This is a genomic window from Spirosoma harenae, from assembly GCF_054776975.1.
In genome coordinates, this window is record NZ_BAAHBD010000008.1 from 90,601 (window position 1) to 105,908 (window position 15,308).

A 15,308-nucleotide genomic window follows, 5' to 3' on the forward strand; every position below is an offset into this window, starting at 1 on the left:
AGGATACTTCGGGATCCTTCCTGGCGTCAGGATGACAAAAAATAGCGAAGTATTCTTCCAAAATTCACGCTAATTAATTCTACCAGCAAATTGCTCGATTGTTGTTTCGGGTTTACCCAACTCAAGCCGGGTTTGGTCGGCTTCGAATACTTCCGGGTAGTTATTCAGCGCTTCGGTAATGTGTGAACCATAATCCGCCTGAGCTGAAAATAATCGACCCAACTTGAGCAGAAATGAAGGGGCTGTCAGAATTGCCAGCTTTTCTTTTCGATAAGCCCCAATAAATCGTTCGGCGGCTTCGTGCTGCGTAATGGCTTCTGGCCCCTGAATTACAAACTCCTGATTTTGCCCATCCTGTGCAATCTGAAATGCCTTAACGACCTGCTTTCCATAATCACTGGCAGCAACATACCAGGGCCGTACGGCAGATCGCCCAACCATTAGTACAAACCGACCAACACGTTGGGTACCATTTATCGAATCCATAAAACAGGATGGATAAAAAATACTGTAGGCAATTTCCGAATTTTTGATGATCTGAACGGCTTCCTGCTTGATTTTGAAAACCCACCAGTCAAAACCATTCATGCGCTGATACCGCATAATGATTGACGATAAGTAGCCTATCCGGCCAACACCAGCGATCTGGGCTGCCCGTAGCAGATTAATGAGTCCATCCGATTCCGTATGGAAATCGGATGGCTTTTCGGTCTGTTTGATGGAGAGATTGAGATAAACGATATCGACACCTTGCAAAACCTCGCTGAGTTTATTGGTGTCACGCAGATTACCCGATACGACTTCTACATTGGGGAACATCGCTTTCGTTTTGGCAACGTCCCGAACAATTAGTCGAATGGAAAAACCAGCACGGATAAGTTCGTGTGTAACCGGCTGCCCCAGCATACCTGTGGCACCAATGATGGCAATCCGCATGGATGAAAAACGGACAGTTCAATAACCCACACGAAAAACCAGCCGTGTGAAAATATCACAATTCCCTTTTAAAAAACACAAAAGCGGGTAATCCGCCCGCTTTTCTCTATCGTAAGTCGCGCACAAATCGGCGCATTGTTTCCCGGTAAACTTGTTCCGACTGCTCAAGAGGTTGCTCATCTTTCAGCAACATCGCCAGGGTAATCATACCATGCGAGACGGACCACCATTGGAAATATAATCGCCTGATACTCTCCTCTGATTTTGGGATAAATGAGAAGATGGTTTTACAAACAATTCGACTTACGGCCTGCATGGTTTCAGATTGATAAACGGGCAGGTTACACAAGGCTCCATCCAGATTATACATTACCTGATAAATTTCCGGATGCTGGCGGGCAAATTCCCATTGCACAAGCGAAATTTCATACAGACGTTTTTCGGGATCTCGGTAAAGACTCAGGATACGGTCATATTCCTGATACAAGTGGCGAAAACCTTCGTTTCGAATCTCATCCAGCAGCACATCCTTACTATCAAAATACTCATATACAATAGGAGCGCTGTATTCAATGGCGTCGGCAATTTTTCGAATCGAAACGGCTTGCCACCCTTCTCGGCGGGCGATCGCTTTTGCCGTTTTTACAATGCCCGAGCGAGTCTGCTCATGGCTTCGCGGCTTACGCTCGATTATCTCCATAAAAAATTGGGGAAGTAGATCAGTTTCAGTTAACGGTGTTAAATCGATTGAAAACTACGGATTAATGTTGGTATTTTCTAACGTTAATTCATGATTTCTTAAAAAACCATGTACTATTCATTAAAAAAAGGAAATTTTTGTTTAAAAAATTTATATCCAGTTTACAATTCTACCAGATACTGAGGAGGGGCTAACGATGAGATTTCGGTTTCTCAGCCAGGATCCAAACGGCTTCATCACCAAGTGCATAGGGATCTCCAAAGACCGTGCCAAAACAGTTAACAATGTTCAACTCTACTTCTGTAAATAGCTGGCAAAGCTGAGACAGGGTATACACATAATGCTGGGCCAAGCGTGTCTGCGTCACGCCATCTTTTATGTATGTCAGGTGAGAATCGATCCGACCGTCGATTGGCACGTACTCATTTTCGACCAAAAGTAGAATCTTTCCTCCATCCGCTGTATCAACAGGCAACCAGTTACGTTCCTGATAATCAGGCAATATTGTTTCAGCAATCATCTCTGAGTGCGCCAGGAACCGACCGCCAGGCTTTAGCAACGAGGCAATCCGCGACAGGAATTTCTTCATATCAGCTGGCGGGAAAAAGCTAAAACTATTGCCCAAACAATACACAGCATCGAACGATGAGGTACCTCCTAGTTTATTTTCAGGAACAGCCAAAAAATCAGTCGAAATAGCGGTCAAAGGCAGCTTTTCTTTTTTTACAACATTCTGAAGTTCAGCAATATAGTCCGGTGAGATATCAATACACGTAAGTTGAGCCCCCATTCGGGCAAGTGGTAAGGCGTGACGACCATAACCACAAAAGACATCCAGCAATCGGTCGTCGGGGCCAAATTCCAGTGTTTCAACTAATAGTTCGAGGTCAAGTTGGGTTTGCTCCTCTGTTTGAGCCGCTTTCCAGGCTTCCTGCGGCAATCCGTGAAAAAAGTTGTGATACCAGGCCATAAGCTAACGATGAGTGATAAATTATGAGTGGAGCAAAGATTATACTCATCACTCATCGTTCATCACTAATAAACATCTGTATTAAAATCATTTAAAAGGGAAAACGGCAGTCGCTTGTCTTGCTTATCTTTAGCCGCCGTACAGAGTGAATCAACCGAACTGATGATGGTTTCACCCTGTAGAATTTTTTATTTATTTTCGGCAAAGCTAGTTTAAATCCTACATCACTCTTCCTAAATCGACTATCTGTTATGAAAACTTACTGGGGCATTGATCTGGGCGGAACCAAGATAGAAGGCGTTGTGCTTTCGGCTCCCTCACCTGATGCTGTCGTTATCCGCAAGCGTATTGATACTGAAGCCCAGCACGGTTATGAGCATATTCTGGCAAGGGTTGTGTCGCTTGTCGAGATGATGAAAGCCGAAACCGGACTGGCGCCCGAGCGAATCGGTTTCTCGACGCCCGGTACGTTTGATCCGGCCCGTCAGGCTATGAAAAACTGCAACACAACTTCGCTGAATGGGAAACCCATGAAACAGGATTTAAGCAAGTTGCTAGGGTTGCCCATCGAAATTGCAAACGATGCAAACTGTCTGGCGTTAGCCGAAGCCACTATGGGAATTGTGCCCGATGAAGTTCCTGACTACCAGAGCGTGTTTGGGGTCATTATGGGAACTGGCGTCGGCGGAGGAATTGTCGTTCGGAGCAAACAGCACAACCCCTCGGGCCGACCTTTCGTGCTCAATGGCTTGCAGGGATTAGGGGGCGAATGGGGGCATAATGTGCTGGAAGAAAAAGGCTATGCTTGCTACTGTGGCAAACGGGGCTGTGTCGAACAAGTCATTTCAGGACCAGCTCTGCAACACTACTATCATCAGATCAGTGGTGAAGAACGAACCATGAAAGAGATCATGGAACGTTATCAACAAGGGAATGATCTCGTTGCCAGTCAGACAGTTAATCGGCTTCTGGAATATTTTGGCCGAGCCATCTCTGTAATTGTCAATATCCTCGACCCTGATGTCATTGTCGTAGGTGGTGGCGTAGGAAACGTCGATTTACTTTACACTCAGGGGGTAGAACGCGCTCGGAAATACGTGTTCAACAGTGGTGACCTAAACACCCACTTTCTGAAACCCAAATTAGGCGACAGCGCGGGCGTTTTTGGCGCTGCGATGTTGTAAGCAAAGGGCATAGGGTTCGGGGCATGGGGTAAAAATCTATAATGACCCTCTGCCCCATGCCCCGAACCCTATGCCATAAACAACTCCTGGTGATTTTTCAATTCAGGATATGTACTTGGCGTCAGCACTTCGGGAACATCATTCGGTTCGGTGCGCGAAGTGATTCGTTTGCTGATGCTGTGACTGTGCATTTTAGTAGCCGGATATTTTTTGTGCAGGATCTCCAGCGCATCCTGCTCGTTTAAGTCATCGTACAGCCAACTATGTTCATCTTTAGCGGATAAAAGACAGGGCATACGTTTTTTCGAATTATGAATAGCCGCTAACAAGGGATTAGCATCCATCGTCAACAACGTATAGGTTCGCACTAATTCACCCGTTTCAGGGTCTGCCCATTCATCCCAAAGCCCAGCAATGGATGTAATCTTCTGATCTTTAGCATGGATGTAGAACGGAAACTTCTTGCTGCCGATCGTATGCCATTCGTAGAAACCCGTAACGGGGATCAGACAGCGTTTTCCAGTCTGAGCCGACGACCGAAATGATGGTTTTTCATAAATCGTTTCTGAACGAGCGTTAATGGTTCGAGTACGCATCTCGTCGGCATTCTCCTGCGTTTTCACCCAGTGAGGGATCAATCCCCAGCGCATCAGTTGAAATTCTCCGGGTTGCTGATGGGTTAAAATCGGCCAGGCTGGAAATTGGTACGCATTTGCGTGATAGACAGGTTGAAAAGTAGCCGATTCGGGCAAGGTGGCATCGTAACGTTCTTCAAGCTCATCCACTTTTGCATTGAGTGATTTATGATAACACATGGGTCGGTCCGGTTTAGATTTGGTGATTATTACCTACCACACGATCAGCAATTAGATAGGTAAAAAGTCAATTGTCGTTAACATTTGCTGTTAATTCATAAACAAAAAATTTATACCTCCAGTTACTTTAATTGATGTATCTACTGTAAAAATTTGCCCTATGAGTCAGGCACCTTCATCAGAGAAACCTACCCAGTCTACTCCTATCCACAATTTGGCAGATCTGGAGAGTGCCTGTTGGCATCAATTAATATCGGGGGCTGAACATAAGGCAGACGGTTTTCGGACAATGACCGTAGCAACCTGCACAAACCGAGGTGCCGATGCCCGAACCACTGTCCTTCGCAAGGTAGACGCGGTCCACAAATATGTTTGGTTTCATACCGATGCTCGTGCGGAGAAAGTCCTTCAGTTGGAAGCCTTTCCGTTAGCAACCCTGCTTTTCTGGGATAAAGAACGGCATATTCAACTCCGACTGACAATAGAAACAAGACTTCATACTGACGATTACATAGCCGACGAACACTGGGAATCCATTTCAGATCGTGAAAAAAAACTTTATTTTTCTGAATATATTCCCGGTACCGAAATTCCGGAACCTTACCTGGGCTACTCAAGCCAGTTAGATTCCCAATCGCCTTCGGCCGAACTGCTTAAAATCGCACGAGATAATTTCGCGACGATCGAGTGTCGGGTGTTGACGATGGAGTATTTATATCTGTTGCCAGAAGGTCAGTTACGCGCTCGATTTCAGTACGAACCCGAGTCTAAAATGGTCTGGCTGGCACCTTGATTTTTGGCCAGTAACAGTTGACAGCCCAGATAAGCAATTGGAATAAACAGTAAAAAATCGGCTAAATGCGCAATTGAATCGATGCGCAAAATACGGCTTACTGGAAAGGCTATGGCCCCTAGGCAAATCAAAAATCCAACCCAGGAGGCAACTAATTTTCTGCGTAATAACTGAATCCCCAGCACCAGCAAACTTAGTGGAAATAGCGGCCCCGACAGGAACATCGTTATATTGAAACTGACCGAGTGATTAGCCGCTTCCTGCAGTAATGTCTTTTTTGAAATACCAAATACTTCCGCGTAGATACCCCGCATCCCGAAGTTATTGCCACTCAATGCCCCAAACAGCGCAATCAACAATCCCCAGCTGGCATAATTGGGCGTCACCGATTTTAGTTTGGCAAATAAACCCATAAGCGCTGGTATCCAGAAAGCTGTTGCAACTACCAGAATAGTACCGCCCGCAATGGTGTATTCGCCGTTTTGCCAGAAAAAGGTTGATATCAAAAACAAGAAGGGCGCGATGATCATGGAAAGGCCCCAAAGGCGCTGTTCGGCTGGAGTTGAAAGGGAAGAGCTCATTAGGTATTTGTGTTATTTTTTCCTGATACAATTCGGTAGTAGATGAGAAAACCAATAGCAGCCGACACCATAACGACGCCATATGACAAACTCGAATCGGCGGATATTGGCAGAAAATGTACGATGATAAAACCAATACCCGTAAACAGTAAAATCAATCCCCATTTCAGGCTTTCGGTTGGTGACTGGGCTTCCTGATCGAGTTGGTTGTGCGTTTGTTCATTCCAGAGTCCCAGTTCGATGAGCCGTCGTCGCAGCAGATACGTTGTTAGCGGGCGCATCGTCAGATAAATCCCCAAGGCCATCGATATAATGACAAAGGCTGCTTGTATGCCATATTCTTCTTCCATCGAATTGTTATTGATTTCGCTATGAGACAGTTTCGATGATCAGAAAGTTGCAGTTCACTAAAAAAATTTGAAAACTGCAACTTTTGATGCCAAGTCACTGTCTCATAGGCCAATGGATGAGGATCAGGCATTAGTACGGCAAATTACCCAAGGCAACGTTCGGGCTTTCCAGACGTTGGTCGAGCGTTATCAGCGGCTGGTGCTACACATGATCCGACGAATTATTCAGCAGCCAGCCGATGTGGAAGACGTTTGTCAGGAAGTGTTTCTGAAAGTGTTTCAACACTTACCCAGTTATCAATTCGATGCGAAACTTTCTACCTGGATCGCTACCATTGCGTATCGAACGGGTATCAATTATCTGAAGAAACACCAGCAAGACTGGAATCAACAGGCTATTGATCAGTTACCAGACCTTGATTCAGCCTCATTAACGCCAGAAGAATTACTCGTGCAGCATGATTGGCGAATGTTTTTACATAAACAGATTGATAAATTGCCTGTTCATTATCGTACGATTCTGACGCTCTATCATCTGGATGAATTATCGTACGAAGAAATTGGTCAGGTAACCTCACTACCCGAAGGAACTGTCAAGAACTACCTGTTTCGAGCTCGAAAATTATTAAAGGAAGCGTTGCAACAGCATCAAACCCGCGAACAAGGTTATGAATAAACGAACCGACCAGCAACTACAGGAATTCCTCGACGTACACCTGCGCAGTCACGGAACAGCTTCGTCGACAGCACCCGACGAGGAAGAAATGCAGGCATATAAACGGCTGTTTGATGGATTATCTGCAGAACCCGCGGATATGTTTCTGCCCTATTCTTTTGCGGCAACTTTGGCCCGGATGGTCCAGCGAAAAGCGCAGAATCGCCGAGAAATCAAAACGTTTGTTTTGTACGGCCTAGGTTTATGTATTGCGCTACTAATCACGGCCAGTATCCTGTATACTGCCCCTGATAATGCTTATATACTACTGGAAAAAGGATTTTTACGTCTGGCAATCCCTCTATTCGTCACCTTAACAGGTTTTGGCCTGATCCAGCTCGCCGATTATTGGCTGATAAAACGGATCAGGTCGTGAAGTAACCATTTTCAGGCTTAATTTATTTCACGAATGGTTAGAAACTGCTAAACTCCGTTCGCATAGGATTTATAACCATTCAGGTAATGAGTCATGGTTGATTCGGATCAACGTTGTTGTTTTGTTTTACTAAACAACAAATTCATGATGACGATCCGAGCTACCACGTTTATTCAACGACCTATTGCTGACGTGTATACCTATTTAGGTTGTTATGAAAATGATATTCACTGGCGTACGGGCGTTATCAAAATGAAACAAAGCGTACGCGGAATAGCCCAGACGGGCATGTATACGCAGGAAGTTGTACGATTTATGGGTTATCAGGCCATGACGACGGCTGAAGTGACGGCGGCTGAACTCAACCGAAGAACAGCTTTTCAGGTCATTGATGGGCCAGTGAAAGCCTGGGAACAGCGCCATTTTGAAAAACGCCGAAACGGTACTCACTTCACTTATGAGTTGACAGTAGGTACAACTGGGTTTCTAAAAGTACTCTCCCCGATTATCCGCCTATTGTATCAGCGACAAATGGCGAACGATTTATCAATCTTAAAGCAGAAACTTGAGCGGAATGAACTAGTTCATATGGAGTTAGCGTAAAACGCTTTCCTGTTTTCCCGGTAATTCCGAATCCATCTCAGTTGCTGGGCCGTCTTTACTTTCACCAGGTATTCGCCATTAATATACGTTTCGACCTCGGCGATGTAATTCCGATTAACCATGTAAGACCGCCAGATAATTAGTACGTAAAAGGCCAATTTTCCGGTCAGCTGTTGAAGTAAGGCGAGGAGAATAAACTGTTTGCTTTTAAATAAATAAATTCTCGTTTTGCATCGATTACGATATTAAATCGTTTCAAAACATCGCCCCCAATAATGCTCATTTTTTGTCGACCGATAGCGCCGGTGAAAAAACCAACCGGAATAGTTGCTAATTGATTATCGCCGATAATAAAGGCAGGCAGAATAGCCTTTTTGGTTTTTAATACATTGCCAAACGAATCTTTTAATTCTTTCTCCGCAATCGTTTTCAGTTTTTCGTCGATTTTATTATCCTGAACAAATTGATCGTCGAATAAAACGCCACCAGAATACCCGGAGTGAAGCAGGAATTTATTCTTTATAATCTTTTTATCAATTTCACAATCGGCTTCAACAAACATCAAGTCGTTTTCAAAAATCAATTTACGTTTATCATACGTTTTTATCTTATCAGGAAGAGCTGGATATAGCGTTACTTGTTTGTTATCGAAATCTAATTCGATGACACTATTCTCAAAAAGATCTATCCCAAACTTACCGTCTGTTTGTGGGCCTGAATTTATATTCTCCCATAGTGGCACGTTATCCCAAATCTGCTCCCCAAGTTGAAGTAAATTACGTTTGCTGAACCTTGATGCATTTCCCGACCCACCCAGCTTTTTACACTATCGGCCCCTTCAAAGCGTATCGTTTTCAGCCGTTTAGTTGCCTCCTCAGTCAACGTTACGGCATTAGCAGCCGTGTGAAACATTAAATTCACCGTATCTTTTTGATTCAAAATTGCCCGAACAGAAAAATTATTAAAGTCTGTTAATTGAAAGGGAATACTGAATGGTTTAGACAATACTATTGGTTGTTTTTTACCTTGCCCGAAGCCGGACTGGCATAAAACAGTCAAGAGAATGAATGAGTAAATCGAAAAGGTTGACATATTTTTTTCGTTAATCCACTTTAGCTTCACCTTGTATTTTTCGATAAGGAATTTTGAAAAAATCTCCTACTGTCTGATTAAATAGCTCCTTGTAGCGAATCAATGTCGAGTGGCCTGAATTAGGCAAAATCCATAAATACGATTGTGGAATAGACTCCGCTATTATCAACGTATGCTTTGGCAGAATCACATCATTATCCCCTCCAATAACCAAAGTCGGGCATTTTACTTTTTTCGAATCAGATGGTAAAATATGCGGGTGAACGATCATCAGATTGAGCAGTTTTTTCTGCGCCTTTACTACTGCTGTCTGCGTTACCTGATTCAGACTATCACGACTTTTCACCATCGATTGATAAAGACCCTGTTCAATAGCTGTTGTATCGGGCCATAAGTTAGCCCCTGTAATAGCTAGTTTTTTTACTTTTTCAGGATGCCGCATTGCCAACAAAAGCCCATTGATTCCCCCATCGCTCCAGCCAATTACGTAACACGAATCGACCTTTAACGTATTCAGAAGCGCATTGAAATCATCGGCCATCATCTCGTAGGTTAGCGAGTCGCTGTTGTCGATTGATTTTCCCTGTGCGCGACTATCGACTGCGATTACCTGATAGTTTTTGGCGAAATACGGAATCTGATTCTTGAAATTTTCGATAGACCCACCATTTCCATGAATCAGGAGCAATGGTTTTCCAGTACCATACACTTCATAATACAGTCGAAAACCCCGAATAGTGGCGTATTTCCCCATTTTCGTGTTGTTTCCATAGGATGAAGTGACTGGCAAAGTAGACTGAGAAAAAGCCGATTGTATTACCCAAAAAGTCAATAATAACAGAGCTACCTTTTTTCCTGAAACCATAAATAATTCCCACCGATTAATGGCAGAAAGATAACCGATTTCGCTCATTGAACCGTAAATGCGTTTGGTTTCTGGCTTATTAATGAAACGAGGCTGGTAAGATTGTAACCTTACCAGCCTCGTTTCATTGTACTCAGATCAATTTACTCGTTCTTAATCACTTTCAGCGTTTGGGCCTGGCTACCACTACGTACCTGCAATAGCAGCGTTCCCACTGCCGAACCCACGGGCACCTGTAGCCGATTCACCAAATCTGCCTGATCGATCGATTGCTGATGCAACCGATAACCCTGCTGATTCACCAATTCCAACTCCACTCGCTGACCCAACACACCTTGTATCTCCACTTCAGCCGATGAGCCAGTAACTGGGTTACCCAACACCCGAACCTGCAATCCAGATTCAGCCGCGCTCTGACGAGCGCCCGATGAACAGACTGCCAACCACGAATACACATAACTCGCCTTGGAACTTCCCTGGTAGGCAACCAAGGTGATGACCGGGTTATCGATGTATAAGTTCAGTTGGTAAGGCCCTGAAGCCATCGTAGGTAACATCTCATTGATTACGGAGAAACTGATCGGTTCTCCGCTCACCCCGGTATATTGAGGAGTAAACGTCACTCGCCGTAAACCGGGATTGATCGTCTCGCAATTGATTGTCTGTACCCCACTAATGCCAAACTCGCTTCCTGCTGGATTCACCGTCAACATAAAGCTCGTGCTTACAGTCAAATTCCCCGGATCAGTCGCTTTGATCGTTACGTTCGAAACGCCACTTACACTCGGTGTACCGGTAATCGAAGTGCCGACCAGACTTAATCCGGCGGGTAAACCCGTCGTACTTAAGGTGATACCATCTGGCGTTTCCTGATCTGCAAACGTGTTAACCAAATTCAGGTTAAAGGCCTGACCCACCACCGCCGTCTGATTACCTACCGGACTATTCACCCGGGGCGGTGTGTTATCCTGTCCTAAATTCATACAGGCATCCAGCCAATGGTAAGTGAAGGTTACAGGCCCCTCGCTACCACCCTGGCTTGCTTTCAGGACAATCACCGGATTATCCCGATACATTGTCAGCGAATACGGAGCCGGATCGGTGGTAGGTACCATCTCGTTAATTACCTCGAAGGCAATCGGTTGACCATTCCGGCCACTATATTGAGGGGCAAATGTAAGACTGAGCTTACTGGCTACAGGTGTACAGCTGATTGTGGTCACGCCTGTGATCGCAAATGGGGCTGTTGGATTGACTGGTTCTGTTGCTGGTAACACCACTAAGGTCAGCGGAGTACTCACACTCAACCCTTTAGGATCGGTGGCAATAATGGATAGCGTGAACGGAGAACCCACTGTTGTCGAAGGTATACCACTCAAGGTGGCTCCTGTCAACATCAAGCCATTGGGCACGCCCTGGGCAGAGAGTTGGAGACTCAACGGGGTTTCCGAATCGGTGAACGTACCCGGCGGAATCACATAGCTAAAAAAGCTGCCTACAGTAGCTGTCTGAGCGGTCAGTGGGGTTACTACGCGGGGAACTGTATTGGGGTTTTCCGAGGTTTGACAAGCTTCCGACCAATTGTAGGTAAAACTGGCTTCATTGGGTGAACCGGTTTGAGTCGCTTTCAGAATGATGACCGGATTATCGGTATAGATTTGAATCGTGTATGGCCCTGCTTCATTGGTGGGTAAGAGTTCATTAACCACCGAAAAACTGATGGGCTGACCAGTTAAACCACTATATCGTGGACTAAAGCTGAGACTGAACTTGGCAGGGGTAATTGGCGTACAGGCTACCGTTGTAACAGCCGTGATGGCAAAAGGAAACGTCTGCACTGGATTGACCGTCAATTCAAAAGCGTTCGATGTGAGGCTATTACAGGCACTCGTGACGATCACGAAATAGTTACCAGCGTCTGAAAGTTGAACAGCATTCAAAGCCAGCGTCGCGGAGGTCTGCCCTCCCAGAGGATTTCCCAGGTTGTCTTTATACCATTGGAACCCCATCGGTTCCCCACTCACCCCAACGCTGGTAGCCACGTTGGTGCCGACGGTTACGGAAGAACTAGAAGCCGGTTGCTGGGTAAAGGCGATAGTCTGATCGGGTTGTTGATTGACGTCGATACTGGTCACACTAGAACAACCCGACGTTGTAACGGTCACCGAATACGTTCCCGACGCGTTCACTACCGCCTTACTCCCGCTTTGACTTACCACATTCGGACTGAACAGATAGGTTTCGCCACCACCCGCGGTAAGCGTTAAACTCGTTTGCTGACAAGTGAGTAGCCCCTCGTTACTGGCCGTCAGTGTAGGGATAGGTAAATCCCGCACAACTACCTCATCACTACTCCAGACCACTTGATTATTCGTGCTGATTATGAGGGTAAAACTCTGACTGCTTGCCTGGCTCGGCGTGATCGTTTGGCTAAAACTGGAATTGATATCACCCCCGGTCATCGTACTGCTACCATTGGTCAGCGTATAATTGTAGACTTCCCCCAGATTACCCAGGCTGGCAGTGAAGGTAACAGGGCTACCCACACATACCGGGTTCGGGATGGCCTTAAACCCCGTAATGGTAGGTGTATTGGCTATGACGATCACTACCACGCTGGTTTCTGAAGAGCAGCTTCCAATGGAACCAGTTACAGAATAGGTTTGCGACTCACTTACCGTTATCTGGTCAGTCGTTTCACTTGTCGACCACTTGTAGGAATTTGCCCCCGATGCCGTTAATACCGTACTCGACCCCTCTGTAATGGTCAGCGACGGATTGGCGGTGATACTCACGACAGGAGGAGTAGCGTCCTGAGTGATCGTAAGGCTTGCGACACTGAAACAGCCCGATTCCGCATCGGTTACCGTTACCGAATAAACACCAGCGACATTCACCTCAATCGAGTTTTCACCCTGATTTATGATACCCGGTCCATCAAAGGTAAGGTCATATCCGCCCTGTGCTGTCAATGTAAGGGTCGACTGTTCACAGGTCAACGTCGTCGATGGTGCGGAGAGGGAAGCTTCTGGGGTGTTGGTAGACTGATAGATGTTGACACTTTCGGTGTTGAAGCAACCCGTCTCCGTGTTCGTCACGGTCACGGAGTAAAGGCCCGATATATTGACCACAGCTATTCCATTTTCGACATCCTGACTGAGCAGGCCCGGCCCGTTAAATTGGTAATCATCTCCTCCTCCAGCTGTCAGGGTTACACTGGTCGTACCGCAGGTAAGATACCCTTCATTGCTGGCCGAAAGTGACGCCATAGGTAACTCGTTTACGGTTAACTCATAGGTTTCACTGGCTATTTGTTCTCCATTACTGACGATCAGGGTATACGTTTGAAAACCCGATTCACTGGCAGTGATCGTCTGACTAAAGCTTTGGCGGAAGCCATTACCCGTAACTGTGCTGGTGCCGTTGGTAAGCGTATAGCTGTAATTTTCCGAAACGTTGCCCAGACTCGCCGTAAACGTCACCTGACTACCGGTGCAAACCGGATCCGGATTAGCGGACAACTCGGAAATGGTCGGCGCAGGTGTCGTTACAATCACGTCTACGCTGGTTTCCGAGGAACAGCCTTCTGTAGTACCAGTCACCGAATACGTTCGCGACTCATCCACAGTTATCTGGGCCGTATTTTCTTCCGTCGACCAACTATAGGCATCGGCTCCTGATGCCGTTAATAGTGTACTGGAGCCCTGTGTAATGGTCAGCGAGGGATCGGCGGTAATACTCACCGTAGGCAGGTTATTTACCGTTAGATTAAATGCGGTACTGGTAAGACTACATGTCGCCCCCGTCACCACCACCGAGTAAACGTCCGCATCTTCCAGACTGGCTGAGGGAATCGACAGGGTGGCCGTTGTCTGATCCTCTAAGGGAGTGGTGCCTTTATACCACTGGTAGCTACTGACTGTCCCCGTCGTACTGACCGAAGCAGTGACCGCACTCCCTACACACACCGTCGAACCAGCGTCAGGTTGAGTTGTGATACCGATATCGCACCGTTCATAGATATAGGCCACTCCCGTCAGAAGGTTTTTAGTAGGTGTTCCCACAATTGCATAATGGCCCGAAACAGCGACGCTGACCCCAAAATTGTCGCCTATTACCCTGTCTGACGCGGTGAGTTTGGCTTGCTGACCCCAGTTGGTTCCTGAGCGGGCAAACACATACGCTGCTCCTTTCAGGAAGCTTTTAGTAGGCGTCCCTATGATGGCATAATCGCCCGACAAGCAAACGCTAATACCAAAATTATCAGCAATAATTCCGTCTGATGCTGACAGTTTAGCTTGCTGATCCCAACTGGTGCCCGAGCGAGCAAATACATAAGCGGCTCCCTGAAGTTCATTCGTGTCAATTTTTTTCAGATGGGCCCCTACAATCGCATAATCACCCGATATAGAGACACTGAAACCAAAATTATCACCAGCTACCGGGTCTGATGGCGTGAGTTTGGCTTGTTGACTCCAACTAGTGCCCGACCGAACGAACACATAAGCCGCCCCTCTTAGGAAATTTTTAGCATTGGCTCCCACGATCGCATAGTCGCCTGACATAGAAACGCTGACCCCAAAATTATCGCCAGCTATTCCGTCTGATGCTGACAGTTTGGCTTGTTGACTCCAACTAGTACCCGACCGAACAAATACGTAAGCCGCTCCCTTTATAAAACCTTTAGTATTTGCGCCTACAATGGCATAATCGCCTGACATAGAAACGCTAACACCAAATTGATCACCAAGTGCGGCATCGGATGGAGTGAGTTTGGCTTGCTGACTCCAGCTGGTGCCTGACCTAACAAACACATAAGCCGCTCCCCTATTGGTGCTTTTAGTATGTGCCCCTACGATGGCATAATCGCCCGAAAGAGAAACACTAATGCCAAAATTATCACCAAGTGCGGCATCGGATGCCGTAAGCGCAGCCTGCTGAATCCATGTGTTACCCGATCGAATAAACACATAGGCCGCTCCCCTTATGAAATTTTTAGTAGGAGCTCCCACAATGGCATAATCACCCGAAATGGAAACGCTAACACCTAAATTATCGCCAACTGCCGCATCCGACGCAGCGGCAGCAATAATCTGATTCCAGTTCTGTGCGATAGCTGGTCTGAACAGGGACGTCATCAGCAGACTTGTCCCTAGTAACCACAAACGCCCACTCCGTTTTCCAGCCCACGACAGTCTCGTAAACGAGGTACGTGAGTTGGCAAAAAGTGCGTTACGACACCATCGGAAGAACAACGTAAGAACTAAGAATGGGGCAAAAAAGGGCATGACACCCCTTAGGAAGGAGAATTGTTTCATGAGGTAGTGA

General features: G+C 46.2%; 15 protein-coding genes. 5 read left to right on the forward strand and 10 right to left on the reverse strand.

Translation table 11 applies throughout. The features are described from left to right. Positions 1–69: 69 nt before the first annotated feature. The 3 genes from ACYVE4_RS08665 to ACYVE4_RS08675 all read right to left on the reverse strand — a co-directional run bounded on the left by ACYVE4_RS08665 (position 70) and on the right by ACYVE4_RS08675 (position 2,606). Positions 70–936 (reverse strand): SDR family oxidoreductase, encoded by an 867-nt coding sequence (locus tag ACYVE4_RS08665; protein ID WP_461039084.1) that lies wholly within the window; start codon positions 934–936, stop codon positions 70–72. A 106-nt stretch (positions 937–1,042) separates the two neighbouring features. After that, entirely contained in the window at positions 1,043–1,636 is a 594-nt protein-coding gene (locus tag ACYVE4_RS08670) for a TetR/AcrR family transcriptional regulator (RefSeq protein ID WP_461039086.1), read from the reverse strand. A gap of 190 nt (positions 1,637–1,826) precedes the next feature. Then, positions 1,827–2,606, reverse strand: coding sequence for a class I SAM-dependent methyltransferase (locus ACYVE4_RS08675; protein WP_461039088.1), 780 nt, complete (start codon positions 2,604–2,606; stop codon positions 1,827–1,829). A gap of 251 nt (positions 2,607–2,857) precedes the next feature. On the opposite strand from ACYVE4_RS08675, the gene ACYVE4_RS08680 reads away from it, so the two are divergent. Next, on the forward strand, positions 2,858–3,790 hold the full coding sequence (locus ACYVE4_RS08680; RefSeq protein ID WP_461039090.1) for an ROK family protein: 933 nt from the start codon (positions 2,858–2,860) through the stop codon (positions 3,788–3,790). A gap of 68 nt (positions 3,791–3,858) precedes the next feature. On the opposite strand, the gene ACYVE4_RS08685 is transcribed toward ACYVE4_RS08680, so the two are convergent. Continuing rightward, positions 3,859–4,605, reverse strand: coding sequence for an SOS response-associated peptidase (locus tag ACYVE4_RS08685; protein WP_461039092.1), 747 nt, complete (start codon positions 4,603–4,605; stop codon positions 3,859–3,861). A gap of 160 nt (positions 4,606–4,765) precedes the next feature. On the opposite strand from ACYVE4_RS08685, the gene ACYVE4_RS08690 reads away from it, so the two are divergent. Next, positions 4,766–5,398, forward strand: coding sequence for a pyridoxamine 5'-phosphate oxidase family protein (locus ACYVE4_RS08690; protein ID WP_461039093.1), 633 nt, complete (start codon positions 4,766–4,768; stop codon positions 5,396–5,398). On the opposite strand, the gene ACYVE4_RS08695 is transcribed toward ACYVE4_RS08690, so the two are convergent. Together ACYVE4_RS08695 and ACYVE4_RS08700 are read right to left on the reverse strand one after the other, a co-directional pair. Then, positions 5,356–5,979: a hypothetical protein gene (locus ACYVE4_RS08695; protein ID WP_461039094.1), complete on the reverse strand. Its 624-nt coding sequence runs from the start codon at positions 5,977–5,979 to the stop codon at positions 5,356–5,358. The genes ACYVE4_RS08690 and ACYVE4_RS08695 overlap by 43 nt on opposite strands. Beyond that, positions 5,979–6,329: a DUF6249 domain-containing protein gene (locus ACYVE4_RS08700; RefSeq protein ID WP_461039095.1), complete on the reverse strand. Its 351-nt coding sequence runs from the start codon at positions 6,327–6,329 to the stop codon at positions 5,979–5,981. The genes ACYVE4_RS08695 and ACYVE4_RS08700 overlap by 1 nt, the downstream gene beginning before the upstream one ends. A gap of 112 nt (positions 6,330–6,441) precedes the next feature. On the opposite strand from ACYVE4_RS08700, the gene ACYVE4_RS08705 reads away from it, so the two are divergent. The 3 genes from ACYVE4_RS08705 to ACYVE4_RS08715 all read left to right on the forward strand — a co-directional run bounded on the left by ACYVE4_RS08705 (position 6,442) and on the right by ACYVE4_RS08715 (position 8,023). Then, a complete protein-coding gene (locus tag ACYVE4_RS08705; protein ID WP_461039097.1) occupies positions 6,442–7,005 on the forward strand; it encodes an RNA polymerase sigma factor in 564 nt (187 codons plus the stop codon). Next, positions 6,998–7,420: a hypothetical protein gene (locus ACYVE4_RS08710; RefSeq protein WP_461039099.1), complete on the forward strand. Its 423-nt coding sequence runs from the start codon at positions 6,998–7,000 to the stop codon at positions 7,418–7,420. Before ACYVE4_RS08705 ends, ACYVE4_RS08710 begins: the two co-directional genes overlap by 8 nt. Before the next feature lie 144 nt (positions 7,421–7,564). Next, complete coding sequence (locus ACYVE4_RS08715; protein WP_461039101.1) at positions 7,565–8,023, forward strand: SRPBCC family protein; 459 nt, start codon at positions 7,565–7,567, stop codon at positions 8,021–8,023. On the opposite strand, the gene ACYVE4_RS08720 is transcribed toward ACYVE4_RS08715, so the two are convergent. The 4 genes from ACYVE4_RS08720 to ACYVE4_RS08735 all read right to left on the reverse strand — a co-directional run bounded on the left by ACYVE4_RS08720 (position 8,005) and on the right by ACYVE4_RS08735 (position 15,298). Next, entirely contained in the window at positions 8,005–8,244 is a 240-nt protein-coding gene (locus tag ACYVE4_RS08720) for a LytTR family transcriptional regulator DNA-binding domain-containing protein (RefSeq protein WP_461040369.1), read from the reverse strand. The two genes, ACYVE4_RS08715 and ACYVE4_RS08720, sit on opposite strands and share 19 nt — an antisense overlap. Continuing rightward, entirely contained in the window at positions 8,190–8,765 is a 576-nt protein-coding gene (locus tag ACYVE4_RS08725; RefSeq protein ID WP_461039103.1) for a hypothetical protein, read from the reverse strand. Before ACYVE4_RS08725 ends, ACYVE4_RS08720 begins: the two co-directional genes overlap by 55 nt. A gap of 360 nt (positions 8,766–9,125) precedes the next feature. Then, on the reverse strand, positions 9,126–10,028 hold the full coding sequence (locus tag ACYVE4_RS08730; RefSeq protein WP_461039105.1) for an alpha/beta fold hydrolase: 903 nt from the start codon (positions 10,026–10,028) through the stop codon (positions 9,126–9,128). A 95-nt stretch (positions 10,029–10,123) separates the two neighbouring features. Further along, a complete protein-coding gene (locus ACYVE4_RS08735; protein WP_461039107.1) occupies positions 10,124–15,298 on the reverse strand; it encodes a putative Ig domain-containing protein in 5,175 nt (1,724 codons plus the stop codon). Positions 15,299–15,308: the final 10 nt, after the last annotated feature.